This window comes from Parasphingorhabdus marina DSM 22363, assembly GCF_900128895.1.
Lineage (GTDB): Bacteria > Pseudomonadota > Alphaproteobacteria > Sphingomonadales > Sphingomonadaceae > Parasphingorhabdus > Parasphingorhabdus marina.
Genome location: NZ_FSQW01000002.1, coordinates 164,969 through 189,625, shown reverse-complemented (window position 1 = coordinate 189,625; position 24,657 = coordinate 164,969). Strand labels below are relative to the sequence as shown.

General features: G+C 58.2%; 25 protein-coding genes. 1 reads left to right on the top strand and 24 read right to left on the bottom strand.

The genetic code is table 11. From position 1 onward, the window contains the following. Positions 1–46: 46 nt before the first annotated feature. The 21 genes from ligA to BUQ90_RS10375 all read right to left on the bottom strand — a co-directional run bounded on the left by ligA (position 47) and on the right by BUQ90_RS10375 (position 21,257). Complete coding sequence (gene ligA, locus BUQ90_RS10475) at positions 47–2,164, bottom strand: NAD-dependent DNA ligase LigA (protein WP_074206348.1); 2,118 nt, start codon at positions 2,162–2,164, stop codon at positions 47–49. Positions 2,165–2,214: 50 nt separating this feature from the next. Beyond that, positions 2,215–2,616, bottom strand: a complete 402-nt coding sequence (locus BUQ90_RS10470) for an endonuclease domain-containing protein (protein ID WP_074205177.1) — start codon at positions 2,614–2,616, stop codon at positions 2,215–2,217. Positions 2,617–2,744: 128 nt separating this feature from the next. Next, on the bottom strand, positions 2,745–3,125 hold the full coding sequence (locus tag BUQ90_RS10465; protein WP_239447414.1) for a putative quinol monooxygenase: 381 nt from the start codon (positions 3,123–3,125) through the stop codon (positions 2,745–2,747). Then, a complete protein-coding gene (gene recN, locus BUQ90_RS10460; protein WP_074205176.1) occupies positions 3,122–4,786 on the bottom strand; it encodes a DNA repair protein RecN in 1,665 nt (554 codons plus the stop codon). The genes BUQ90_RS10465 and recN overlap by 4 nt, the downstream gene beginning before the upstream one ends. 62 nt (positions 4,787–4,848) lie before the next feature. Then, a complete protein-coding gene (locus BUQ90_RS10455; protein WP_074205175.1) occupies positions 4,849–5,628 on the bottom strand; it encodes an outer membrane protein assembly factor BamD in 780 nt (259 codons plus the stop codon). Between the two features lie 144 nt (positions 5,629–5,772). Next, positions 5,773–6,348, bottom strand: coding sequence for a hypothetical protein (locus tag BUQ90_RS10450; protein WP_074205174.1), 576 nt, complete (start codon positions 6,346–6,348; stop codon positions 5,773–5,775). 144 nt (positions 6,349–6,492) lie between these two features. Continuing rightward, the gene (pnp, locus tag BUQ90_RS10445; protein ID WP_074205173.1) at positions 6,493–8,766 is read right to left on the bottom strand and encodes a polyribonucleotide nucleotidyltransferase; all 2,274 of its coding nucleotides are present in this window, start codon (positions 8,764–8,766) and stop codon (positions 6,493–6,495) included. A gap of 174 nt (positions 8,767–8,940) precedes the next feature. Next, positions 8,941–9,210: a 30S ribosomal protein S15 gene (gene rpsO / locus BUQ90_RS10440; protein WP_074205172.1), complete on the bottom strand. Its 270-nt coding sequence runs from the start codon at positions 9,208–9,210 to the stop codon at positions 8,941–8,943. A gap of 25 nt (positions 9,211–9,235) precedes the next feature. Beyond that, complete coding sequence (gene truB, locus BUQ90_RS10435) at positions 9,236–10,243, bottom strand: tRNA pseudouridine(55) synthase TruB (protein WP_143182838.1); 1,008 nt, start codon at positions 10,241–10,243, stop codon at positions 9,236–9,238. Beyond that, positions 10,231–10,770 (bottom strand): GNAT family N-acetyltransferase, encoded by a 540-nt coding sequence (locus BUQ90_RS10430; protein WP_074205171.1) that lies wholly within the window; start codon positions 10,768–10,770, stop codon positions 10,231–10,233. Before BUQ90_RS10430 ends, truB begins: the two co-directional genes overlap by 13 nt. Further along, positions 10,763–11,341 (bottom strand): thymidine kinase, encoded by a 579-nt coding sequence (locus tag BUQ90_RS10425; RefSeq protein ID WP_074205170.1) that lies wholly within the window; start codon positions 11,339–11,341, stop codon positions 10,763–10,765. The genes BUQ90_RS10430 and BUQ90_RS10425 overlap by 8 nt, the downstream gene beginning before the upstream one ends. Before the next feature lie 73 nt (positions 11,342–11,414). Continuing rightward, positions 11,415–11,825 carry a 30S ribosome-binding factor RbfA gene (gene rbfA / locus BUQ90_RS10420; RefSeq protein ID WP_074205169.1) on the bottom strand — a complete coding sequence of 137 codons (411 nt, stop codon included), beginning with the start codon at positions 11,823–11,825 and terminating at the stop codon, positions 11,415–11,417. A gap of 102 nt (positions 11,826–11,927) precedes the next feature. Beyond that, complete coding sequence (gene infB / locus BUQ90_RS10415; protein ID WP_074205168.1) at positions 11,928–14,450, bottom strand: translation initiation factor IF-2; 2,523 nt, start codon at positions 14,448–14,450, stop codon at positions 11,928–11,930. 60 nt (positions 14,451–14,510) lie between these two features. Further along, positions 14,511–15,194, bottom strand: coding sequence for a DUF448 domain-containing protein (locus tag BUQ90_RS10410; protein ID WP_074205167.1), 684 nt, complete (start codon positions 15,192–15,194; stop codon positions 14,511–14,513). Next, positions 15,175–16,818, bottom strand: coding sequence for a transcription termination factor NusA (gene nusA, locus BUQ90_RS10405; protein WP_074205166.1), 1,644 nt, complete (start codon positions 16,816–16,818; stop codon positions 15,175–15,177). Before nusA ends, BUQ90_RS10410 begins: the two co-directional genes overlap by 20 nt. A 2-nt stretch (positions 16,819–16,820) precedes the next feature. After that, complete coding sequence (rimP, locus tag BUQ90_RS10400; protein ID WP_074205165.1) at positions 16,821–17,366, bottom strand: ribosome maturation protein RimP; 546 nt, start codon at positions 17,364–17,366, stop codon at positions 16,821–16,823. A gap of 106 nt (positions 17,367–17,472) precedes the next feature. Continuing rightward, positions 17,473–18,168 (bottom strand): aquaporin, encoded by a 696-nt coding sequence (locus BUQ90_RS10395; protein ID WP_074205164.1) that lies wholly within the window; start codon positions 18,166–18,168, stop codon positions 17,473–17,475. A gap of 11 nt (positions 18,169–18,179) precedes the next feature. Beyond that, entirely contained in the window at positions 18,180–18,605 is a 426-nt protein-coding gene (locus tag BUQ90_RS10390; RefSeq protein ID WP_074205163.1) for a VOC family protein, read from the bottom strand. Beyond that, entirely contained in the window at positions 18,602–18,946 is a 345-nt protein-coding gene (locus BUQ90_RS10385) for an ArsR/SmtB family transcription factor (protein ID WP_074205162.1), read from the bottom strand. Before BUQ90_RS10385 ends, BUQ90_RS10390 begins: the two co-directional genes overlap by 4 nt. Positions 18,947–19,017: 71 nt before the next feature. Continuing rightward, a complete protein-coding gene (locus BUQ90_RS10380; protein WP_239447413.1) occupies positions 19,018–19,992 on the bottom strand; it encodes a calcium/sodium antiporter in 975 nt (324 codons plus the stop codon). Between the two features lie 2 nt (positions 19,993–19,994). Beyond that, positions 19,995–21,257, bottom strand: coding sequence for an argininosuccinate synthase (locus tag BUQ90_RS10375; protein WP_275425819.1), 1,263 nt, complete (start codon positions 21,255–21,257; stop codon positions 19,995–19,997). 50 nt (positions 21,258–21,307) lie between these two features. On the opposite strand from BUQ90_RS10375, the gene BUQ90_RS10370 reads away from it, so the two are divergent. Next, entirely contained in the window at positions 21,308–21,751 is a 444-nt protein-coding gene (locus BUQ90_RS10370; RefSeq protein ID WP_074205160.1) for a DUF1801 domain-containing protein, read from the top strand. Here BUQ90_RS10370 and BUQ90_RS10365 read toward each other — a convergent pair whose 3' ends face one another. Genes BUQ90_RS10365 through BUQ90_RS10355 form a run of 3 tightly spaced genes read right to left on the bottom strand, consistent with a single transcriptional unit; the run spans position 21,752 to position 24,594 of the window. After that, a complete protein-coding gene (locus BUQ90_RS10365; protein WP_074205159.1) occupies positions 21,752–22,990 on the bottom strand; it encodes a class I SAM-dependent methyltransferase in 1,239 nt (412 codons plus the stop codon). Positions 22,991–23,024: 34 nt separating this feature from the next. Continuing rightward, positions 23,025–23,786: a molybdopterin-dependent oxidoreductase gene (locus BUQ90_RS10360; RefSeq protein ID WP_074205158.1), complete on the bottom strand. Its 762-nt coding sequence runs from the start codon at positions 23,784–23,786 to the stop codon at positions 23,025–23,027. Beyond that, entirely contained in the window at positions 23,779–24,594 is an 816-nt protein-coding gene (locus BUQ90_RS10355) for a cytochrome b/b6 domain-containing protein (RefSeq protein WP_239447412.1), read from the bottom strand. The genes BUQ90_RS10360 and BUQ90_RS10355 overlap by 8 nt, the downstream gene beginning before the upstream one ends. Between the last annotated feature and the right edge of the window lie 63 nt (positions 24,595–24,657).

The following is a 24,657-nucleotide window of genomic DNA, read 5'->3' as shown; positions in this document are numbered from 1 at the left end:
ACAGTCTTTGAGGAAAGCGGTGGTGCAATGCCCTACCCTCGCCGACCTAGCCCGCGGCCCGGACGATTTCCGCCCAGCCCGCTTCGTCGATCACTTCTATCCCCAGTTCCGTGGCTTTTTTCATCTTCGAACCCGCTCCGGGACCCGCCACCAGCAGATCAGTCTTGGCGCTGACGGATCCGGAAGCCTTGGCGCCCAAAGCTTCCGCCTGGGCCTTGGCCTCGTCGCGGCTCATGGTTTCGAGCTTGCCGGTAAAAACCACGGTCTTGCCAGCAACCGCGCTGTCGCGGGTTTCGACGATATAGTTCGGCGGTGAAACCTCACTCAGCAAATCCTCCCACACCGCCTGATTATGCGGTTCGTGGAAGAAATCGGCCAGGGCCTGGGTCACGGTCGGGCCGACACCGTCAATAGCCGTAATCTCTTCCCGGATCGCTTCGTCCTCGCGCGCCGCCGTGCCCACTTCCGCCAGTTTGCCGAGCGTGACGAAATTCTTCAGCAGATCCCGTGCCGTCACCGCACCGATATGGCGGATACCGAGCCCGAACAGCAGGCGCGCTGCATCTGCGGAGCGCTTGTTTTCCACGGCTGCCAACAGATTATCCACAGACTTTTCCTGCCAGCCATCGCGCGCCAATATCTCTTCGCGATGCTGATGGAGCCGGAAAATGTCGGCCGGACTTTCGATCAAACCGGCTTCGATGAATTCCGCGATGCTTTTTTCGCCGAGACCGTCAATATCCAGTGCCGCACGGGAGACAAAATGTACCAGCCTCTGAAACCGCTGCGCCGGACAGATCAGGCCGCCGGTACAGCGGACATCGACCTCGCCTTCTTCGGCCACAGCTTCGCTCTGGCATTCGGGGCATTTTTCGGGGAAGACATATGGATCCCGCTGCTCGTCTCGCGTCAGGTTTTCGACCACCTGCGGGATCACATCTCCTGCCCTCTGAACCACCACCCGGTCACCCGGACGCACGCCCAGCCGTTCGATTTCGTCGCGGTTGTGCAGCGTCACATTGGATACGACCACACCACCAACCGTCACCGGTTTCAGGCGCCCCACCGGTGTCAGCTTGCCGGTACGGCCAACCTGGATATCGATGCTCTCCAGCGTCGTTTGCGCCTGTTCCGCCGGGAATTTGTGCGCCAGCGCCCAGCGCGGCGCCTTGGCGACAAATCCCAGCCGCTGCTGCCAGTCGAGCCGGTCGACCTTGTAGACCACGCCGTCGATATCATAGGGCAGATCGGCTCGTTCCGTCTCGATATGGCGATAATGGGCCAGCATCTCGTCCAGCGCGCCGAAACGCTGCACCAGCGGAGACAGCGGCAGGCCCCAGGAGGCGATTGCCGTCATGACGTCAAAGGCTGTTTCACCGGGCAATTCGCTGTGTACGCCCCAGCCATGCGCCCAGAATTTCAGCGGCCTATTGGCGGTGACATTCGCGTCTTTCTGACGCAGGGAACCTGCCGCCGCGTTGCGGGGATTGGCGAATTGGCGGATCTTGTCGGGATCGAAATCGATGCCCTTGGCCTCCGCATCGGCCCGCCCCTCATCCATCAGGCGCTCGTTCAACCCGTCAAAATCCGCCTTGGCCATATAAACCTCGCCGCGAATCTCGAAGAGGTCTGGGACGTTGTTCCCCGGCGCAGGCCGGGGTCCAGTTGGTGAATACTCTGGGTCCCGGCCTTCGCCGGGACACAACCGCTCCGGAATATCCGCGATCATCCGCACATTGGCGGTGACATCCTCGCCAATCTGCCCGTCGCCCCGGGTGGCCGCCAGCACCAGCTCGCCCTTTTCATAGCGCAGCGAACAGGACAGCCCGTCAATCTTGTCTTCGGCCGTGACGGCCACCGGCTCATCCTCGGGCAAGTTCAGAAACCGCCGCACCCGTGCCAGCCATTCGGCGATATCCTCGTCCGAAAAACCGTTGTCGAGGCTCATCATCCGCTGTTCATGCGTGACCTTGCTGAGCGGAGATGCCGCCACCGCCGCGCCGACCAGTTTGTTCGGACTGTCCTCGCGCACCAGATGCGGAAACGCCTCTTCCAGCGCATTGTTCCGCTTCACCAGCGCATCATAGTCGGCGTCGGAAATTTCGGGAGAATCCTCCGCATGATAGAGTTTGTTGTGTTTCGCGATGATCTTCGCCAGACGCATCAGTTCGTTGGCTGCATCGGCTTCGGAGAGGTTTTCCGGGGATTTGGCGCTCACTTGAATCTCTCCTTTGCAGAATGAGAATCTCGGTCAGTCTTCCGCCAATGATCTGCACTATTGTTCAGTGTTGCTAGCAAGGCTGTTAGAACTCCATCCATATTGTTCATCACATCCTTGTTCGAAAAGCGTATCGTCTGATATCCGCAGGCCAGCAAACGCTTATCCCGCTTTATGTCAGAATCGGTATGATGCGTATCTCCATCGACTTCAACAATCAGTCTTTTTTGCGGGCAGAAAAAGTCAGCGATACAATTTTCAATAACAGCCTGCCGCCGAAACTTGTGACCGGCCAGTTGAGAATTGGACAGATACCGCCAAAGCCGCTTTTCGGGTTCGGTGGGATTGTTCCGCATTTCACGGGCCCGTTTACGCAAAATGTCGCGGTCAAACGCCACCTGTAGCCCCTCCTTCTTGAAGGAGGGGTTGGGGTGGTTCTTCTTCCCGAGCGTTGAAGACCATTGGCTTCGCCACATCCCACCCCAGCCCCTCCCTTGAAAGGGAGGGGTTTGGATTGGCGGCACGCTCACCCCCCCGCAACCGGTGTGACTTCAAACCGGTGACCAAAGCCCTCGATCAGCGCCCGACCCTTGCCGATGGCCGCCTGCACGGATTCCAGTTGCAAGGAAGCTGCATGGGCGTCTTTTGACTCCCAATATTCGGTGATCCAGAGGGCGTTTTCATCGCTTTGGTCCTTTGATATGGTATAGCTGATATTGCCGGGCATGTTTCGGGTGCCCTCGGCAAGGATGGCGATCAGGGTCTCGCGCTGACCTGCCGCGACCTTCATCTGGCCGATAATGCCGTATGGCAGAACTTCTTCCATCCATCTTTCCTCCCTGATCGTCATGCAGCCGGGCAGCGCCACCACGCCCATCCAGGCCAGCATGTCCCGCCGCCGGATCAAACCCCCTCCAGCAGGCGATCGGCCTGCGCCCTCGCCTCGTCCGTGACATCCGCGCCGGACAGCATCCGGGCGATTTCCTGACGGCGGTTGTCGGCATCCAGCGCCTGCACATCAGTGCGTGACACGGTGCTGTCGGAACTTTTGTTGATCAGATAATGCGCATCCCCGCGCGAAGCGACCTGCGGGCTGTGGGTGACAACGAGCAATTGCGCACCATCCGACAGACGCGCCAGACGCTCGCCGATCGCCGCGGCTACCGCCCCGCCGACGCCGCGATCCACTTCGTCGAAAATGATCGATTTCGCCCCGCCTTCTTCCGCCAGAGCCACCTTGAGCGCAAGAATGAAGCGTGACAATTCCCCGCCCGAGGCAATCTTGCCCAGCGGGGCCAGCGGCGCACCCGGATTGGTCGAGATCAGGAACTCGACCCGGTCCATTCCCTTTATATTCCAGTTATCTTCCGGTAATTCTTCAACCAATGTCTCAAAACGCGCAGCATCCAGTTTCAGCGGCTTGAGCTCTCCCGCCACCGCCTTGTCGAGCGCCTTCGCCGCCTTGACACGTTTCGTCCGCAGGGCCTCGGCAGCCTCGATATACTCGTGCCTCGCTTCCTGCAAACAAGCGTCCAGTCGTTCCAGCGATTGCCCGCCATCGCTGATCGCCGCCAACCGGGTTTCGAGCTCAACCAGAAATGCCTGCAACCGGTCCGGCTCGACCCGGTGCTTGCGTGCCAGCGCCCGCAACTCGAAAAGCCGCGTTTCCATGTCGTCAAGCCGCTGCGGGTCAAAGGTCAGCGCACTGGCCGCTTCGTTGAGCTTGTCCTCCGCCTCCCCCGCTTCAATAACTGCGCGGTCGATCGCCGCCAGGGCCTCGGCAAGCAGCGGATGATCCCCCGCAATCCGGTCCAGTCGCCGGGCCGCTGCCCGGAGCGAAGCCAGCCCGCCTTCCGACCCGTCAAAGGTCGAGCGGATCGCTTCGAGATCGCCGGTGAGCTTCTCGCCCTTCATCATTGTTGCGCGCTCGAGAGCCAGCTCCTGCTCTTCTCCCTCCTGGGGCGCGAATTTCGAGAGTTCGGCGACGCTGTGCTGGAGATAATCCCGGTCTTTTTCAGCAGCCTCCTGATCCTCACGGGCTGTTTCCAATGCCTGTTTCGCGGCCTGCCAGGCGGCATGGGCTTTTTCAACAGCCGCAAGATTTGCGCCGGCAAACATGTCCAGCAATGCCCGGTGTCCGCGCGGATTGATAAGGCCGCGATCGTCATGCTGGCCGTGAATCTCGATCAACCGGCTTCCAGCCTGACGCAACAGTGCGGCCGAACAGGGCTGGTCATTGACAAATGCCCGACTGCCGCCGTCCGCCTTGACCGAGCGCTTGATGATCAGCGGCTCGCCGGGTTCCAGCTCGATATCATTCTCTTCCAGATATCGGGCGATCTTGCTGCCGGCTGGCGGCGCATCGAAAACCGCCGTCACCTGGGCTTTTTCCGATCCTTGCCGGACCAGCCCGCTATCCGCCCGGCTCCCCATGGTTAGTCCGAGAGAGTCGAGCAGGATGGACTTGCCCGCCCCGGTTTCTCCGGTCAGCACCGACAGGCCCGATCCGAATTCCAGATCAAGCGCTTCAATCAATACGATGTTGCGGATGGAAAGAGACTGCAGCACAGCCCTTCCTTAAATCACGTTCCAGTCAGCCGCAACGGGGCATGCACAATCGTAACCGTAATTCAGATCGCGCCGTGCTTGTTGACCAGCTCAAAAGCCCGTTCATACCATTTGGACCCGGGATAATTGGCGCCGAGCACGGCTGCGGATTTTTTCGCTTCCGCCGGGATGCCGAGCGACAGATAGGATTCCGTCAGCCGCATCAGCGCTTCCGGTGCGTGGGTTGTGGTCTGATATTTTTCGATCACAGTGCGAAACCGGATGGTGGCCGCCAGCCATTTGCCGCGACGCTGATAGAACCGGCCGATTTCCATTTCCTTGCCGGCAAGGTGGTCATTGACCAGATCCATTTTGAGCAGCGCATCCGCAGCATAACGGCTGTTCGGATAACGCCGGGACACTTCGCCAAGCGCTGCCAAAGCCTGTTCGGTAATTCGCTGATCCCGGGTCACATCGCTGATCTGCTCATAATAGCTGAGTGCGATCAGATAATAGGCATAGGGCGCGTCCTTGTTGCCCGGGTGAATCGACAGAAAACGGCGGGAGGATTCAATCGCCTTGTTATAATCGCCGGCAACATAATAGCTGAACGCGCTCATCTGCTGCGCGCGGCGGGCCCATGGCGAATAGGGATGCTGACGCTCCACTTCGTCGAACAGCGCCGCCGCAATCTTGTGCTGCCCGCGATCGAGCCGGTCTTTCGCCGCATTGTACAGGGTGTTCACATCCCGCGCGACATAGCGCGTATCGGCGCTGCCTCCGCCGCCGCCAAATGCCGCACAGGCCGACAATGTGGTGAGTGAAAAGCCCAGAAAGGCCGCTTTCAAAATCTGTGTTTTCATAACGTGACCCTCTTAGCCAGTTGATTTGATCCCGCCAAGAACAAACGGAAAAAAGCGGCGCCGGACAATGTCCTGCAGACCTTGCACGGTACAGCTTTATCGAGAATGAACCGCCGGTCCTGTTTTTCAACCGGTCATCATCGATCAGGGCCGCTGCCAGACTTCTCTTTCAATACGTTGGCCATTGGACAGTTCAATTGCTTCAATTTCAGCAAATGGGGCTGCGAAAAACAGACCGAGGGCCAATCCGCCATCTTTTCGAAACTTGTATGCGATCCGGTTGAGCGGTTCGCCTTCTCCGGAAGGAGGAAAAGTCAGATTGCTTTCGCTGACCGAACCCCATGTCTCGTCACTTCCATCGATTTTGATCCCTCCGGACCCCCCGCAGACCATCATCGAACCGCTGCGTTCCATCTCATGGCCATAAGGTGATTTGGGAATGAAGGATTTGGCCTTCCAGCTCTTGCCCTTGCTGTCCAGCGCGACGGTTCCTGCATTGTCCAGGTTCAAGCCAGCAGCGTCTTTCTTTGCCGTGAGGGCGATCCAGAAACCCGACAAATCCGGACTTTCCAGGCAAGGATTAACAGCGGCGCCGCTGGCGATTATCTGTACGTTGAAGTCCCGAACCTCGGGCTCGGTCTTACTGGCACCATCATCCGAAACCGGATTGCACGCCAGCAGTGTAATAACCGCCAGCATCGGAAACCCGCGAAAAATCATGGCGATCCTCCTCCCGATGACCACATGTTCCTGCCATACGGATCATCTGACCCACAGCATTATAGCGGAATTCCGCGAGCAATTCACGCACAAGAAAAGGGGCCCCGTCTGCACGGCGCCCCTTCCCTGTATCTGTGCGGATATTTAGTCTTCCGTAATCGAGTCCGGAAGCGGAATATCGGCACCGCCCTTGTCGTCGCCGCCATTGTCGCGACCCCGGCCCCGACCGCGTCCGCCACCATCACGACCGCGACCACGACCACCACCGCCATCACGGCGCGGGCCCTTGCCACGCGGTTCACGCGGCGGGCGGGTGTCTTCCAGCTCTTCTCCGGTTTCCTGATCAACAACCCGCATCGACAGGCGAACCTTGCCGCGCTGGTCAATCTCGAGAACCTTGACCTTGACTTCCTGACCTTCGCTGAGCTCGTCAGAGACTTTCTCGACACGCTCATTCTTGATCTCGGACACGTGAACCAGGCCGTCCTTGCCGCCCATGAAATTCACGAATGCGCCAAAGTCTACCAGATTGACGACCTTGCCTTCGTAGATCTTGCCGACTTCGGCTTCTTCGACAATGCCTTCGATCCACTTGACCGCGGCTTCGATTTGCGACTTGTCGGAAGAGGAGACCTTGATCAGACCTTCGTCGTCAATGTCCACCTTCGCACCGGTTTCGGCAACGATTTCACGAATGACCTTGCCGCCGGTACCAATCACGTCGCGGATTTTCTCTTTCGAGATCTGCATCGTTTCGATACGCGGAGCATGCTCGCTCATTTCGGTACGGACCGAGCTCAGCGCCTTGGACATTTCGCCCAGGATATGCGCCCGACCGCCATTGGCCTGCTCGAGGGCAGTCTGCATGATTTCCCGGGTAATACCGGCGACCTTGATGTCCATCTGCAACGAGGTGATACCCTGTTCGGTACCCGCGACCTTGAAGTCCATGTCGCCGAGATGATCCTCGTCACCGAGAATGTCGGACAGAACCGCAAACTCTTCGCCTTCGAGGATCAGGCCCATGGCAATGCCCGACACCGGACGCGCCAGCGGCACACCGGCATCCATCATCGCGAGCGAACCGCCGCAAACTGTCGCCATGGAAGACGAACCGTTAGACTCGGTTATGTCGCTGAGAACACGAATGGTGTACGGGAAGTCTTCCACCGTCGGCAGTACCGGACGCAGCGCGCGGAATGCGAGCTTGCCGTGGCCGGTTTCGCGGCGGCTGGTAAAGCCGAAACGACCCACTTCACCGACCGAATAGGGCGGGAAGTTATAGTGCAGCATGAAATTGCTGTAGCTCAGACCGTCAAGACCATCGATCATCTGCTCGGCATCCTTGGTGCCCAGCGTGGTCGTCACAATCGCCTGCGTTTCGCCGCGCGTGAACAGCGACGAACCGTGGGTCCGCGGCAACAGACCAACCATGGCTTCGATCGGGCGCACCTGATCGAGCTTGCGACCGTCGATACGCGTGCCATCCTTGATGATCGCGCCGCGAACGATTTCCGCTTCCAGCTTCTTGACCATCTTGCCAGCGGTCATCTGAACCTGGCCTTCTTCTTCGGCATATTTCTCTTTGGCTTTGTCGCGGGCCGCATTGAGTGCATCGCTGCGCTCGGACTTGTCGGTCAGCTTGTAAGCCGCTGCGATATCGTCACCGACCAGCTTGCGCAGGTCTTCCTTGATATCGCTATTGTCTTCGCCGGCATCGAGCTGCCAAGGCTCTTTTGCAGCCTGTTCCGCCAGATCGATGATCAGGCCGGCCACATCCTTGGACGCAGCATGGGCAAATTCGACAGCGCCGAGCATGACGTCTTCGGACAGCTCTTTCGCTTCCGATTCCACCATCATCACGGCACCCTGGGTGGCCGCAACAACGAGGTCGAGTTCGCCTTCGGCAACTTCTTCCATCGACGGGTTCAGCTGATATTCGCCTTCCTTGTAACCGACACGTGCTGCGCCGATCGGACCCATGAAGGGCACACCGGAAATGGTCAGCGCAGCAGAAGCCGCAACCATGGCGAGAATGTCGGGTTCGTTGACGCCATCATAGCTCAAAACCTGACAAATCACGTTGATTTCGTTGTAGAAACCTTCGGGGAACAGCGGACGGCACGGACGGTCAATCAAACGCGAGGTCAGCGTTTCCTTTTCCGTCGCGCGGCCTTCGCGCTTGAAAAAGCCGCCCGGAATACGTCCGGCAGCCGAGAATTTTTCCTGATAGTGGACGGTGAGCGGGAAGAAATCCTGTCCTTCACGCACCGATTTGGCGGCGGTAACTGCGCACAGTACAACCGTTTCGCCGAGGGTCGCGAGCACCGCGCCGTCGGCCTGACGGGCAATCCGGCCCGTTTCCAGAGTGAGGGTCTGTCCGCCCCACTCCATTTCTACTTTCTTTACATCAAACATTCTTGTTTTCCTTTGTCCCGCCTGCCCTATGCAGTGCGGGGGCTTACTTGTTGCAGGAATACCGTCCTGCGGCGGTTCGGGGTCATTTGTGCCCCATTTTCCGGGCATTGCCGCCTTATTGCCGCAACACCCAACAAGAAAACGGCCCCCGAGTGGGGGCCGCCTTCGAAACTCTTATTTCCGGAGACCAAGGTCCTTGATCAGCCTGGAATAGCGATCCGCGTCTTTCTTGCGGAGATAGTCCAGCAAGCTGCGGCGCTTGTTGACCATCGTCAGCAACCCGCGACGCGAGTGATTGTCCTTGTGATGGCCCTTGAAATGCTCGGTCAAGTTCACGATGCGCTCGGTGAGGATCGCAACCTGGACTTCCGGGGAACCGGTATCACCTTTTGTCTGGGCGAATTTTTCAATCAGTTCCTGCTTTTTTTCTGCGGTAATCGTCATAATCGTATTATTCCTCCGAACATCTTTACACATTAAACCCGCGGATGACCTTTACGATCCCATCAACAGACTCTGCCAGTGCAACCGGGGATCCCTCCTCAGTAGCCAGAAAAGTCCCGTTTATGGCGGGGTTCCCGATCAAATCCCGTTCGTCCAGCCGTTGGCCTTGCCGAAGCAGTCTTGCCTGATCAGGAGTGAGGTCAAAAGCCGGGATGTCGTCCAGCCCCGCCTCAAGCGGCAAGAGATAATCTTTAATGTCCGCGCCCTTACCAATTTCATTGAGTTTGTCCAGTGAAATCGCGTCTTTGAGCGCAAATGGTCCCGCCTTTGTCCGGCGGAGCATGGTGACGTGGCCATATGTCCCCACTTCCCCGGCAATATCGCGGGCCAGGGAACGGATATAGGTGCCTTTGGACACTTCGGCCCGGAGGGTGAGCGATTGCAGTTTTTCGTCACCCTGAACTTCTTTCAGGGTCCGCTTCTCATCTCTTGACGGCGCTTGAGGAGAAACGGATGCCGGAGCAAGTTCAGCATGACAAACAGACAGCGAAAACACTTTCACCCGCCGCATCTTCATCTCCACCTCTTCCCCGGCCCGGGCCAGGTCATAGGCGCGCTGGCCATCAATCTTCAGCGCCGAATATCTGGGTGGAATCTGTTCAATTTCCCCGGTGAACTGCGGTAAAACCGCATCTACTTCCGCGAGCGTCGGCCGATGTTCGGACGTTTCGGTCACCTCTCCTTCAGCATCAAGCGTATCGGTCTCACTGCCGAACGCGATGGTGAATTCATAGACCTTGGTGGCATCCAGCATTCGCCCGCACAGCTTGGTCGCCTCACCAATGGCGATCGGCAACACCCCGGTCGCCAAGGGATCCAGTGTCCCGCCATGCCCGACTTTCAGCTTGTCTTTGCCCTTTCCGAGCAGGCCGGCCTCCCGCAAATTGCGTTTCACCGCCCCGACGGCCTGGGTCGACCCCAGCTCGAGCGGCTTGTCGAGAATGATCCAGCCATGGGGTTTCAATGATTCCACTCGTCTTTCAGCAATCCGAAAACCGCCGTATCCCGGACATATCCGGTCCAGGTGATCCGGTTTTTCCGCAATGTGCCCTCGTGCTTGGCGCCGAGCTTCAGGACGGCCGCCATGGAGCGCTTGTTGCGGGTATCGACGCGGAATTCGATCCGGGTAAAGCCGCTGGCAAAGGCATGATCGATCATCAGCTTCTTCATCACTTCGTTAAAGCCACTGCCCCGAACGGAAGGTGCGATATAGGTCCCGCCAATCTCGGTAACTTTCGTGGTCATGTCCGGATTGATATAATTGGTCATGCCGACCACCTGACCGGTTTCGGTATTGATCACGGCAAATTGCGCCCAGCTCTTGAGGTCATGAAAAGCCCGCATCGCCTTGTCGAAATTTTCGTCCAGCATCGATACCGGATAAATCTCCCATATCTCCTGATCTTCCGCGCAGGCCGCCCGCAGCGGCTCCAGATGATGTTGCTGCAGTGGTTCCAGCCGCACGGGTCCACATTCGAGGACCTGTAAAAGTTCAGCCATTGAGCCGTTCCATAAAATGCTTGCGGCACAGGGCGATATAGAGCTCATTGCCGCCAATTTCGGTCTGTTCCCCGGCCAGCACGGGATTGCCTTTTTCATCGACCCGCATGTTCATCGTCGATTTGCTGCCGCATTCACAGACGGCCTTGAGCTCCACCAGTTCGTCCGCAATCGCCAGCAATTGCGCACTACCCGGGAACAGCGCCGCCTGAAAATCCGTACGGAGCCCATAGGCGAGCACAGGGATCTTGAGCTGGTCACAAACCAGGGCCAGCTGGAACACCTGGTCCTTGGTTAGAAACTGCGCCTCGTCGATCAGCACGCAGTCCAGCGGAGCCTCCTCGTGCAATGCGCTGATATCGGCCAGCATGTCGGTCTGATCGTCAAAGAGATTCGCCTTTTTCCTGAGACCAATACGGGAGTTGATCCACCCGGCATCATCGCGGTCATCCAGATGTGCGGTCCATACCATCGTCCGCATACCGCGCTCGCGATAGTTGAAATCCGCCTGCAACAAGGTCGTCGATTTGCCCGCATTCATCGAGCTGTAATAGAAATAGAGCTTGGCCATTTGATCTGTCTATCAACAACATGGCAGAGGTGAAAGGCGGGAAATGCTGACGCAGCCGGTCACAATTGAAGGCTCATTCCGTGCCTTCGGTTCCATCCAGATCCTGGGCGACTTTCGGGTTGCTCAGCAGATACTCGATATGGGCGGCTTCGTCGAAACTTTCGTCCGCGAGGAATTTCAGCTTCGCGGCATATTTCATCTTGATCCGGCTCGCGACCTGCTTCTGGAACCAGGCGGTGTTGGTTCTCAGCGCCTTGATGATGTCGGCCTCGTCGGTGCCGAGCAGCGGTTTCACAAAAACCGTCGCATGGCGCAAGTCAGGCGACATCCGGACCTCGGTGACGCTGACGCTGCTGCTGGTCAGCACCTCGTCATGCACCTCGCCGCGCATCAGCAGCTCGGACAGAATATGCCGCACCTGCTCGCCCACGCGGAGAAGGCGCACCGAGCGGCCTTCGGGAGATGTGTCGTTATATTTGGCCATATGCAGTATCTCCCCCCTCCCGCTTGCGGGAGGGGTCGGGGGAGGGATTGTCCGAGGAGGGCACTGGCCCTCCCCTAACCCCTCCCGTAAACGGGAGGGGAATTACAGAACCCGCTCTTTCTCTTCGACTTCAAAGACTTCCAGCATGTCGCCCGGCTTGATGTCGTTGGTGTCTTCGAGCACCGCACCACATTCCATGCCAGCTCGAACTTCATCGACATCGTCCTTGAACCGGCGCAGCGAGGCGATGGTTGTCTTGCTGACAATCACGTCTTCGCGGGTCAGGCGCGCGAACAGGCCTTTGCGCAGGGCACCTTCGGTGACCAGCAGACCAGCGGCCTTGTCCTTCTTGCCAGACTTGAACACTTCCTTGACCTCGGCCCGGCCCATGACATTCTCGATCTTTTCGGGACCCAGCTCCCCGGCCATTTCCGCGCGAATTTCGTCGGTCAGGTCGTAGATAATGTCAAAATATTTGAGCCGCACACCATCGCGCTTGGCGATTTCCCGCGCCTTGGCATTGGGACGGACGTTGAAGCCGATAATCGGCGCATTGCTGGCAGCGGCCAGCGTCACGTCACTTTCGGTGATCGCGCCCACGCCGCTGTGCAAGATACGGACCTTGATATCATCGTTGGAAATCTTGTTGAGCGCCTGGACAATGGCCTCGGTTGAGCCCTGGACATCCGCCTTGACGAGCAGCGGGAATTCCACTGCGCTGTCGGCGGCGGCGGAGAACATGTTCTCCAGCGAGGTCGGTGCCTGCGTTGTGCGCTGCAGTTTTTCCTGCTCCGCACGATAGGCCGCAACTTCGCGGGCACGGGCCTCATTCTCGACCACGGTGAGTTTGTCACCTGCGGACGGAACACCCGACAGGCCAAGAACTTCCACCGGAACCGAAGGACCGGCTTCCTTGGGCTGCGCACCCTTGTCGTCGATCATTGCCCGGACTTTACCGGTTTGCGAACCGACAACAAACACATCGCCGCGTTTCAGCGTCCCGCGCTGGACCAGAACCGTCGCCACCGGGCCCCGGCCCTTGTCGAGCTTGGCTTCGACGACAATCGCTTCGGCGGCCCGGTCCGGACGCGCCTTCAGTTCCAGCAGTTCTGCCTGCAGATGGATTTTCTCCATCAGCTCGTCGAGATTGGTCTTCTTCAGAGCCGACACTTCGACATCCTGCACGTCACCGGACATTTCCTCGACAATCACTTCATGTTCCAGCAGACGGGTCCGCACCTGGGTCGGATCCGCGCCTTCCTTGTCGATCTTGTTGATCGCCACAATCATCGGGACTTCCGCCGCCTTGGTGTGATTGATCGCCTCGATCGTCTGCGGCATCAGGCCGTCATCCGCAGCCACCACCAAAATGACGATATCCGTTACATTGGCGCCACGCGAGCGCATGCTGGTAAAGGCTTCATGGCCCGGCGTATCGAGGAAGGTGACCTTGTCGCCATTCTTCATCTTCACCTGGTAGGCGCCGATATGCTGGGTAATTCCGCCCGCTTCGCCAGCCACCACATCGGTGCCACGCAGGGCATCGAGCAGCGACGTCTTGCCATGATCGACATGGCCCATGATGGTCACGACCGGAGGCCGCGGCTTGAGGGTTTCTTCCGGATCGACATCTGCCTCGGTATCGATTTCGACATCGGATTCGGACACGCGCTGAATACGGTGACCGAATTCCTCGACGAGCAGTTCCGCAGTATCCTGATCGATGGTTTGATTCACCGTCACCATGGATCCCATGTTGAACAGGGATTTCACAAGGTCAGCGCCCTTCTCGCCCATACGCTTGGACAGTTCCTGCACGGTAATCGCTTCCGGAACGACAACATCGCGAACCTGCTTCTCTCGCGGCTCACGCGGCTGACCCGACATGGCCGCCCGCTTTTCTTTCTCGCGCGCCCGTTTCAGCGCAGCCAGCGACCGCGCGCGTGCCGCACCATCTTCGCCAGCGAGAGCCCGGTTGACGGTCAGCTTGCCGGACTGGCGGCGATCGCCACGGTCCGAACGTCCCGGTTTGGATTTGTCCGGCTTGGGCCGCTTCGGCGATTCCACGGGCGTGAACTTCCGCGCTGGCGGATGCGCACTGGATTTGGCGGCCGGAGCGTCGGTCTTTTCGGCTTCGGCGGCGGCAGAAGCATCGGCTGCCGCTTTTTCGGCAGCGGCGATCTCTTCGGCAGCCTTGCGAGCAGCTTCTTCCTCCGCCTTGCGATTTTCTTCGGCGCGCCGTTTCTCTTCTTCCGTCTGGTCCTTTTTCGCCTTGGCATCACGCTTGCGCGCTTCTTCCATGGCTGCGAGACGGGCCTCTTCCGCTTCACGCAGAAGCTTGGCCTGCATTTCCTGACGTGTGAGGACATCGTCCTGCTTCGGAGCCGGAGCAGGCTTTTTCTCTTCCACAGGCGCCGGTGCGGGGGCCGGAGCCTCCTTCTTGACTTCCTTCGCAGGTTCCTGTGCGCCGGGCTTGCCTACCAGCTTGCGCCGCTTGACTTCCACAACGACCTTGTTGGTGCGGCCGTGGCTAAACGTCTGCTTGACCTCGCCAGGCTCCACCGAACGCTTCAGCCCCAGAGGCTTGCGTGCAGGTTTTGGCGTATCTTTTGTATTATCACTCATCGAACAGACTTAATCCTTAATCATCAATTTGAATTTGGTACTCAAAACTCGAACAACCACTCACGCAACCTTCCGGGGCACTTCATCATCCGCTCCGCCGGAACCGATAAAGTGACGCCATCTGTTCAGCATGTGCGAAACACGCCCCGCTGCGCGCTTGTCGGTTATTCCGATATGCACCACATTCTGACGGCCCAATGCCACAGAAAGGCCCTGTCGGTCCACCGGCAATATCACACCGCGCAGCTTGTCGCCTTCACGGTCTGATCCCACGCGCCATGCCTGATCCAGTTTCCCGGAACCATCCTGCCCCGCATCGGCCGCGTGCAGCAGAAGAACAATATCTCCCTGACGTGCCGCATTGGCGATTTTTTCGGAACCGGTAAGCAGGCTGCCACCACGCGCCTCGAGGCCCAATCGGTCCAGCGTTGCCCGCTCCAGACCGCGCTCCACCTGCTCGGCGAGATCGTCGGGAATATCAAGCTTTCCGTCCTTGAAGGCCCGTGCCAGCGCTGCCTTTAGCTGGCCCCTGGCGTGCGCATTTTCAAGTGCAGTCCGATCGACCCCGATCCACGCGCCACGGCCAGGTGCTTTTTCCCGGATATCGGGTGCGACCTGATTATCCGGCCCCAGCGCCAGACGTACCAGTTGCTCCGCGGGAGAACTCTCCCCGGTCAATATGCATTTACGGTGTGGTACGCGATCTAGAGTTTCAGAGCGCGTCTCATTGGGGAGCTTCCGCATTCGCGTCCTCCCCGTTTTCCGCATCGGCTGGCGCAGCTTCCGCTGCGGGTGCCGGGTCTTCCTCGTCCTCGAACCAGTGCGCACGAGCGGCCATGATAATTTCATTGCCCTGCTCTTCGGTCAGACCATATTCGGCCAGCACACCATCGGGTTCCGGCTTGCGATTGTCATTGCGACGCCGCGGTTCGGCCTTGCGCTTGAGCACCAGCTCGTCCGTTGCCAGATCGGCAACATCGTCCAGCGTCTTGAGTCCGGCCTTGCCCAGTGTCACCAGCATGGCTTCGGTCATGTACGGCAGTTCGGCAATCGCATCCTCGACGCCCAGCTCGGTCCGTTCAGCCTTTGCCGCCTGTTCGCGCCGTTCCAGTGCTTCGAGAGCCCGGCTTTGCAGCTCGGCTGCCAGTTCCTCATCAAATCCTTCGATGCCGGAAAGCTCTTCCGGAGCGACATAGGCGACCTCTTCCATTTCGCTGAAACCTTCGGCCACCAGAAGCTGCGACAGGGTTTCGTCGACATCGAGATCTTCCTGGAACATCGCGGTGCGCTGGGCGAATTCGGCCTGGCGCTTCTCGCTGCTGTCCGCTTCGGTCATGATGTCGATGGCGAGTCCGGTCAGCTGCGACGCAAGACGGACATTCTGTCCGCGGCGACCAATGGCGAGACTCAGCTGGTCATCGGGAACAACCACTTCGATGCGGCCTTCCTCTTCGTCAATCAGCACCCGGCTGACGGTTGCCGGCTGCAATGCGTTGACGACGAAAGTTGCAATATCGTCGGACCAGGGAATGATGTCGATTTTCTCGCCCTGCATTTCCTGAACCACGGCCTGCACACGGCTACCCTTCATGCCGACACAGGCGCCGACCGGATCGATCGAGCTGTCCTGGCTGATCACACCGATTTTTGCCCGGCTTCCGGGATCACGGGCGGCGGCCTTGATTTCGATAATGCCGTCATAAATTTCCGGCACTTCCTGTGCGAAGAGCAGTTTCATGAAATCGGGATGTGCGCGAGACAGGAAAATCTGCGGTCCGCGGTTTTCGCGGCGCACGTTCAGGATCAGCGCACGAACACGGTCACCGACCCGGGCAGCTTCACGGGGAATCTGCTGATCCCGGCGAATAACACCTTCGGCCCGGCCCAGATCCACAACCACATGACCGAATTCCACGGATTTCACGACACCAGTTATGATTTCGCCGGCACGGTCCTTGAATTCCTCGAACTGCCGCTCGCGTTCTGCATCGCGGACTTTCTGAAAGATCACCTGCTTGGCCGACTGGGCATCAATCCGGCCCAGATCAACAGCGGGCAGCGGATCCACAATAAAGTCGCCAACTTTCGAACCTTTTTCCAGCTTTTCCGCTTGTTTCAGGTCGACCTGCTTGAAATAGTCCTCGACTTCTTCGACCACTTCGACAACCCGCCACAAGCGCAGGTCACCGGTCTGCACGTCGAGCTTGGCGCGAATGTCGTTCTCCGCGCCATAGCGGGCACGGGCGGCTTTCTGGATCGCCTCTTCCATCGCTTCGACAACGATTTCCTTGTCGATCATCTTTTCCGATGCAACCGCATTGGCGATCGCAAGCAGTTCAGCCTTGTTTGCAGAAATGGCACTGGCCATGATTAATCTTCCTGTTCTTCTACTAGAGTATCTTCTTCAATCTCGTCCGCTCCGTCCGGGGATACCGGCACGGTTGCGGCAATAAGGGCATCGGTCAGAATCAGTTTCGCGCTATGCACGTTCGACAGAGCCGTCTCCTGACGCCCAGACTTGCGATCGTCAATCGCTATTATCTCACCTTCTGCGCCAGCCAGCAAGCCGCGTAGCTGTTTTTTGCCGTCCACAGCCTCGATCAGGTTGATCCGAGCTTCATGCCCTGCCCAGTTGGCATAGTCCTTCGCCCGGGTCAGAGGTCGGTCAATCCCGGGAGAACTGACTTCCAGGCGATAGGCTTCGGCAATGGGATCGATCTCGTCAAACTTCTCCGAAATCCGCCGGGACAATGCCGCGCAGTCATCAATGTTGAGCTGGCCCGTTTCCGGACGCTCGGCCATGACCTGCAGCGTCAGCTCGTCCGCACCTGCGACAAACTGAACGCGCACAAGATCGAAACCCAAAGCGGTCGCTTCCGGTTCGATCAGCTGTTCAAGTGTGTTCAGGTCGGCCAAAAATCTTCCAGTCTATTGCACAAAGGCTAAAACCGCCGGCCCCTTTCGGCGCCAGCCCCTTCACTTCTCACCATGTCGGGATGACTGCTATTTAGGGACTGATTCCCTATTTTGCAACGGAAGATTGCGTTGCCGAGGTTTTTGGCTCGAATAGCCAGATCGCCAGCGCCCAGGCAAGAATGGCACCCGCAAACTGGGCGATCACGAACCCGGCGACATGTTCCGGCGCGATGCCTGCAAAACTGTTGGAAAATGCCCGGCCCACCGTAATCGCCGGATTGGCGAAGCTGGTTGAACTCGTGAACCAGTATCCGGCGGAAATGTAGAGCCCCACTGCCGGTGCCACCCATTCGGGTCGAAATCGGACGGTACCCAATATCGTGAATATCAAGCCGAAAGTGGCAATCAGTTCACCCAGCCACTGGCCATTGCCCGTCCGGACTTTTTCGCTGAACTGAACGACCGGCATGTCAAACATGACATGGGCCGACCAGACTCCGATCAACCCGCCCGCCAGTTGCGCCATTACAAACAGCACGGCAGCAGATATCGGCAATTGCTTGCGCAGGAACATGACCAGGGTGACAGCGGGGTTGAAATGGGCACCCGAAATGGGCGCCAGGATCGCGATCAGCACGAACAATATGGCGCCCGTCGCCAGCGTGTTTCCGAGCAAGGCGATAGCGACATTGCCGCCCGCCAGTGTTTCGGCCATGATTCCGGACCCCACGACGGTCGCGAACAGAAAAAACGATCCGAGCGCCTCGGCGCCCAGCTTTTGCGCCAGCGAAAAGCCCCACATGATTGACCGCGTCAGCTCAGACAGCAGGAGGTCGGATCAGACATTTTGCCCATCTCGGGCACCTTGCCATAATGGGTGACCTGCCCTTCGGTATGAAAGGCTTCCCAGATCACGCCGTCCGGATCGCTGGTCCAGTTTTTCTCTGATGATGCATAGCAGCAGGTCGTCTCGCCTTCTTCGAAGCGGGGTCCTGCCGCGTCTTGCACGCGATCGTAAATTGCCCGCAATTCATCGGGATTTTCGGCCTGCAGCCCGACATGGGCGATACCGGTGTCCCCGGTGCCCGGCTCGATTGAAAAGTTGATGAAGGGATCATCCAGCATCCACTTGACATAGTCGGGTTTCACCACCGCGGGTTCGGCTCCGAACAGGTGGCTGTAAAACTCGCGGGACTTTTCCAGGTCCGCAACTTTCAGATTCAGATGAAACCTTGTCATGATATTGTCTCCTTCAATGCCTCTTGCTGGCTGCCGGGCAGGCAGGCTTCGCCCGCACAGCAATTTTCCAGCAGAAACGCCATCAGCGCATTCATCGCGTCAAAATCTGCCCGGTAGATAATCGACCGCCCTTCCCGCTCATCCCGGATCATGCCGCCATTTTTCAAATGGGACAGATGGAAGGACAGCGAGCTGGCCGGCAGGTCGAGCATCTCGGCGATCCGCCCTGCCGGCAGACCTGACGATCCGGCCTGAACGAGCAACCGAAAAATCGCGAGGCGATGATCCTGAGCCAGTGCTGAAAGGGCAGAAACGGCCGATAATGTATCTTTAATTTCCATATTTCCAGTAATATCGAATTATAAGAAATTGTCAAGAGGTCAAACAAGCGTCCAGCTTGTCCAGCACAAACTCAGACAGCAACGAGGTTGTAGATCAGTTGCGCGATATAGAGAGTCAGCAGGATGGCCCCTTCCCAGCGGCTGATCCGGCGGCCGGTAATGGCAAAGATCAGCAAAACGGCAGACGCCACAATCAGCAAGGGCAGCCCATAGCCGGCAATTTCGGGCGGGATGGATCCTGGCGCGATTACGGCGGTCACCCCGCCTATGAGCAGCAGGTTGAAGATATTGGAACCCAGCACATTGCCGAGGGCAACCGCGCTCGCTCCCTTGTAAGCGGCGATGACCGAGGTCACCAGTTCCGGCAGCGACGTCCCGATGGCGATAACGGTCAGGCCGATCACCGCTTCGCTCATACCCAGCAGTCGCGCCAGATCTACTGCGCCTTCGACCAGCCACCGGCCACCGGCGACGATCAGCACGATACCCGCCAGCAGCACCAGAATGGCTCGCCACAGCGGCTGTTCATCGTGCAGATGGGTATCGGTCACCTCCAGAGCTTCGGCTTTTTCATGCAATGCACTGGCACCAACCGGCCGCGTGCGCTCGACCCAGTAGGCGTAGATCAGATAGGCTGTCAGCAGCGCCAGAAACGCCGCACCGAACAAAACCGTGGTGCCCGATGTTGTGGCCACCAGCCACAGCACGATGGTGGCGGCAAACGCCAGGCCGCCGTCCCGCCCCAACGGACCGCGCGGGACCATCATTGGCAGGATCAGGGACGCCGTACCCAGGATCAGCAGGCTGTTGGCCAGGTTCGACCCGACAACATTGCCCCAGGCAATGCCGGGAGACCCGGCCCGTGCCGCTTCGACACTCGCCACCAGCTCCGGTGCAGACGTGCCGAAACCGACAATCGTCAGACCGATCAGAAGCTGCGACATTCCGGCCTTTTCCGCCACCCGGACCGCACCGCGCACGAGCAGTTCGCCGCCGACAATCAGCACAACAAAGCCCAGCAGCAGGGTGAAGATGGCGATCAGCAAATCTAGCCCCGGCGCTTGCCGAGCAGCCGCAGCCGCAGGGCATTCAGCTTGATAAAGCCTTCGGCATCTTTCTGATCATAGGCGCCGGCGTCATCCTCGAATGTCACCACATCTTCGCTATACAGGTTGAAGTCGACGTCCGCCTTGCGGCCCACGACATTGACCGAACCCTTGTACAGTTTCAGCCGCACCGTCCCGGTCACCCGCTCCTGGCTCTTGTCGATGGCGGCCTGCAACATCTCCCGCTCGGGGGCGAACCAGAAGCCGTTATAGACCAGCTCGGCATAGCGCGGGGCCAGTTCATCCTTCATGTGGGCCGCCCCGCTGTCGAGCGTCAGCTGTTCGATTCCGCGATGCGCTGTGTGATAGATAGTCCCGCCAGGGGTTTCGTACATGCCGCGGGATTTCATGCCTACAAACCGGTTCTCCACCAGATCGAGGCGGCCAATGCCGTGCTCGCGGCCATAATCGTTCAGCTTCTCCAGCAAAGTGGCCGGACTCATCGCCTCACCGTTGATCGCGACGCCATCTCCCCGTTCGAAATCGATCGTGATATATTCCGGCGTATCTGGTGCATCCTCGGGATTGTTTGTCCGGCTGTAGACATAGTCCGGCACCTCTTCCCAGGGGTCCTCGAGAATTTTACCCTCGGAAGAGGTATGCAGCATATTGGCATCAGTTGAAAACGGCGCCTCGCCGCGCTTGTCCTTGGGAACGGGAATCTGGTTCTTCTCGGCAAATTCGATGAGTCGCGTCCGGCTGGTGAGGTCCCATTCGCGCCACGGGGCGATAACCTTCACGTCCGGGTTCAGCCCGTAATAGCCCAGTTCGAAGCGGATCTGGTCATTCCCCTTGCCGGTCGCACCATGCGCCACCGCATCGGCGCCGGTCTGGGTGGCAATCTCGATCTGTCGTTTGGAAATCAACGGCCGGGCAATCGAGGTGCCGAGCAGGTAGAGGCCCTCATACAGCGCATTGGCGCGCATCATTGGAAAGACATAGTCTTTTACAAATTCTTCGCGCAGATCATCGATGAAGATATGTTCGGGTTTGACCCCCAGAAGCTCTGCGGTCTTGCGGGCTGGCTCGAGCTCTTCCCCCTGCCCCAGGTCCGCAGTAAATGTTACGACTTCGCACTGATATTCCTGCTGCAGCCATTTCAGGATAACACTGGTATCCAGTCCGCCGGAAAAAGCCAAAACCACGCGCTTTACGGAATCGTTCATCTGTTTGTCTTTCGCTGAATGAAGCGCTGCGCCTAACAGGGTCCAAAATCCGGCGCAATATGATATGCACGCTCCGGGAGGAGAATCTGATGGCCCAGGCGCAAAACAAGACAGTTGAAAATGATGGGGACGTAGGTGCCTTTATCGACAGCGTGGAACATGATGGTCGCCGCGAAGACGCAAAAACGCTGCTCGAAATGTTTACGCGGATTACAGGCTACGAGCCCAAAATGTGGGGCGGCAGCATCATTGGTTTTGGCAGCTATCATTACAAATATGAAACCGGCCGCGAAGGCGACATGTGCAGGTCTGGCTTCAGCCCGCGCAAACAGAATATGAGCCTGTACGTGCTCAGCTGTACCAGCGAAGCCAAAAACAAGGCCAAACAGACCGAACTTCTGGACAAACTGGGCCCGCACAAACGCGGAAAATCCTGCCTTTATGTCACCCAGCTCAAGAAGGTCGATCTGGATGTTCTTGAAGAACTGATTGCCTTCGACAAGGCCGCGATGGACGAGAAATATCCGGTCTGACTATTCGCGCAACTTCTGTTCGACCTCGCCCAGATAGTCGCGGGTCAGCGGCAAACTGTGCCGGTTGCGGCTGAACTGGATCTGATAGTTGCACATTCCGCCACTTTCAAAAGCAGCCGTCGCGCCGGCCAGATAGAATGTCCACATGCGATAGAACCGCTCGTCATACATGGCGATGATCTTTTCCCTGTTCGCCTGGGTTCGCTTGTACCATTCGCGCAAGGTCAGGGCGTAATGCAGCCGCAGGGTTTCGATGTCTGTTGCAATCAGGCGGTAAGGTTCGCTGGCCTCCAGTGTTTCACTGAGCGCCGGAATATACCCCCCTGGGAAGATATATTTGCGGGTAAAGGCGTCGGTGGTGCCGGGTTTCCCCATACGCCCGATTGTGTGAAGGAGCATCACCCCGTCATCCGTCATCAGATTGGCGGCGCTGCGAAAGAAAGTCGGAAAATTGGGTGCCCCGACATGCTCGAACATTCCGATGGAAACGATCCGGTCAAAATGTCCGGCATCGCGCTCCGCCAGATCCCGATAGTCGATCAGTTCAAATTTTACTCTGTCTGATACACCAGCTTTTTCGGCGCGCTCCTGCGCGACGGCGAGCTGTTCCTCCGACAGCGTAATCCCAAGCACCTCAACATCAAACTTGCGATTCAGGTAGAGAGCGGTCCCGCCCCAGCCACACCCGATATCCAGCACTTTCTGACCTGCATGCAGATCCAGCTTGGCTGCGATATGGGCTTTTTTATCGAGCTGCGCCTGTTCCAGCGTATTGTCCGGGCTTGTCCAGTAAGCACAGCTATATTGCATGTCCTCATCAAGAAAAAGCTCGTACAAGTCCCGGCTGAGATCATAGTGATGGGCCACATTGGCCTTCGACCGGCGCTGATTGTTGAGGCCATCGAGCCTCCCCGCAATGCGGTCCTTGATCAGTTTGACCGGACCCGGCTCTTTCAGCCGGCCGCCACGCTCCCATTTGCGATTGGCCCGCAGCAGCTGGATCAGCGCCATGATGTCGCCCTTTTCCAGAATCAGACGCCCATCCATGAATGCCTCTGCCGCTCCCAGCCGGGGGTCGAGCAGGATCTGGCGCATGACCCCCTTGTCCGCCAGACGGACCGCGACATCGGGATAGCCATCAGCGGCGCTTCCGAACTGCTCGACAGACCCGTCAGGGTGATGCACCGCAATGGTGCCCTGCTTGATCACGCTTCCCAGAAACTGGCCTAATATGGACATGCATATGTTCCTTCAAAAACTGGTTTTGCAGCCATCAGATGCCCGCATACCATTCGTAATTGGCGACATCTTCCCAATAACCGCCCTTGCCCTCGCCAATACCATCCAGCGAGGCGACGGCTTCGATTCCGGTCAGATATTTGGCATGCTTGTATCCCAGTTGCCGTTCCACCCGCAGGCGCAAGGGCGCGCCATTCTCGATTGGCAGCAACTCCCCGTTCAGCCGGTGGGCAATGATCGTCTGGGGATGAAAGGCATCCAGCAGATCCGTACTTTCATAATAGGGGCGTCCGCCCAGGCTGTCCGCGCAATGGAAGATCAGGAAATTGGCGGTGTCGCGCAACTGGGCGAGATCAAGCAGCAATTTGAGCGGCACTCCGGTCCATTGTCCGATCGCGCTCCAGCCCTCGACACAGTCATGCCGGGTGATTTGCGTGCGTTGCGGCATGGACTGCAGCGCGGCGAAAGAAAAGGATTGCGGTTTGTTGACCAGCCCGAAAAGACGCAATTGCCAGTCGGAGAAACCATTGGCGGCGCTGGCATTGTAGTTTTGCGTATCCGGATTGCGGGTCCCGTTGGCCCGGAACGTGGGAGACAGATCGGCGATGGTATATTCACTCGCCAGTTCCATACGGTCGCCCAGCGCACGCTGGACATGGAAATTCCCGGTTTCCGCTGTCGCCAGCAAGTTCTGGAAAGCCGGGCTGCGGTTCAGGGCGTCACAGCCGCTGAGCAACCCACCCGCGCCGAGGGCCGCGCCGCCCAGGATGGTTCTGCGTGTCAGCAATTTAGTCATTCATGGCCTCCTTGCTATCCCGACCAGTAATCATACTGCGCGTCAGTCGCCACGGACCAGCCAGCAGCAGCGTAATCATGTGCACCAGGAAAAACAGTATCAACAGCGCCATGCCGATAAAATGGATTGAACGGGCCGATTGCCGGCCGCCAAAAATGTCGGTCAGCCAGGGCCAGTTGGCGTCCATCGCCGGGGACATGGCGAGCCCGGTAAATATCATGAGCGGCAGAACGACAAAAATCACGCCGATATAGCTCAACCGCTGGAGGATATTATAGCTACCTTCACGTTGTCCCGCATGGAAGCGCAACCGGGCATGATTACGAATATCTGCCCAGATCGCTGAGGGATGCCAGTCTTTGCGGCGCAAATGCAGATCGCGCTGAATGTGCCGGTTCCAGAGCGAGCGGATCATGAAGAAGGCCAGCCCGAAACTGAAAATCCAGGCGAAAAACAGATGCCAACGACGCCCGTCTGCCAGACTATAAGAAGACGGTATCGTTGCCCAGTCGGGAAAGGCCCAGGTCTGGATATTGCCATTTCGATCTTCCCAGTTGCCGATATAGCCAGTCGTATCGAACCTGGTTTCTCCAAAGCGGACATAGCCAATGGTTTGCGACGAACCGACTGCCGCCCAGGCATAATCGTCATTTGCGCCATATTCTCCCCAGTACAGCCGCGGATGGGCATTGAAGATAGTAAGGCCGCTCATGATCAGCACCAGCAGGCACAGTGCATTCACCCAGTGCCATATGCGGGTTGTCAGGCGGTGCCGAATCTTCCGATCACTCCGGTCTGGTTGAGGCATGAATTGCATCTTAGGCGGTTATTCGAATTTTGAAACGACAAGGTTACAATTACCTGGCCTTCA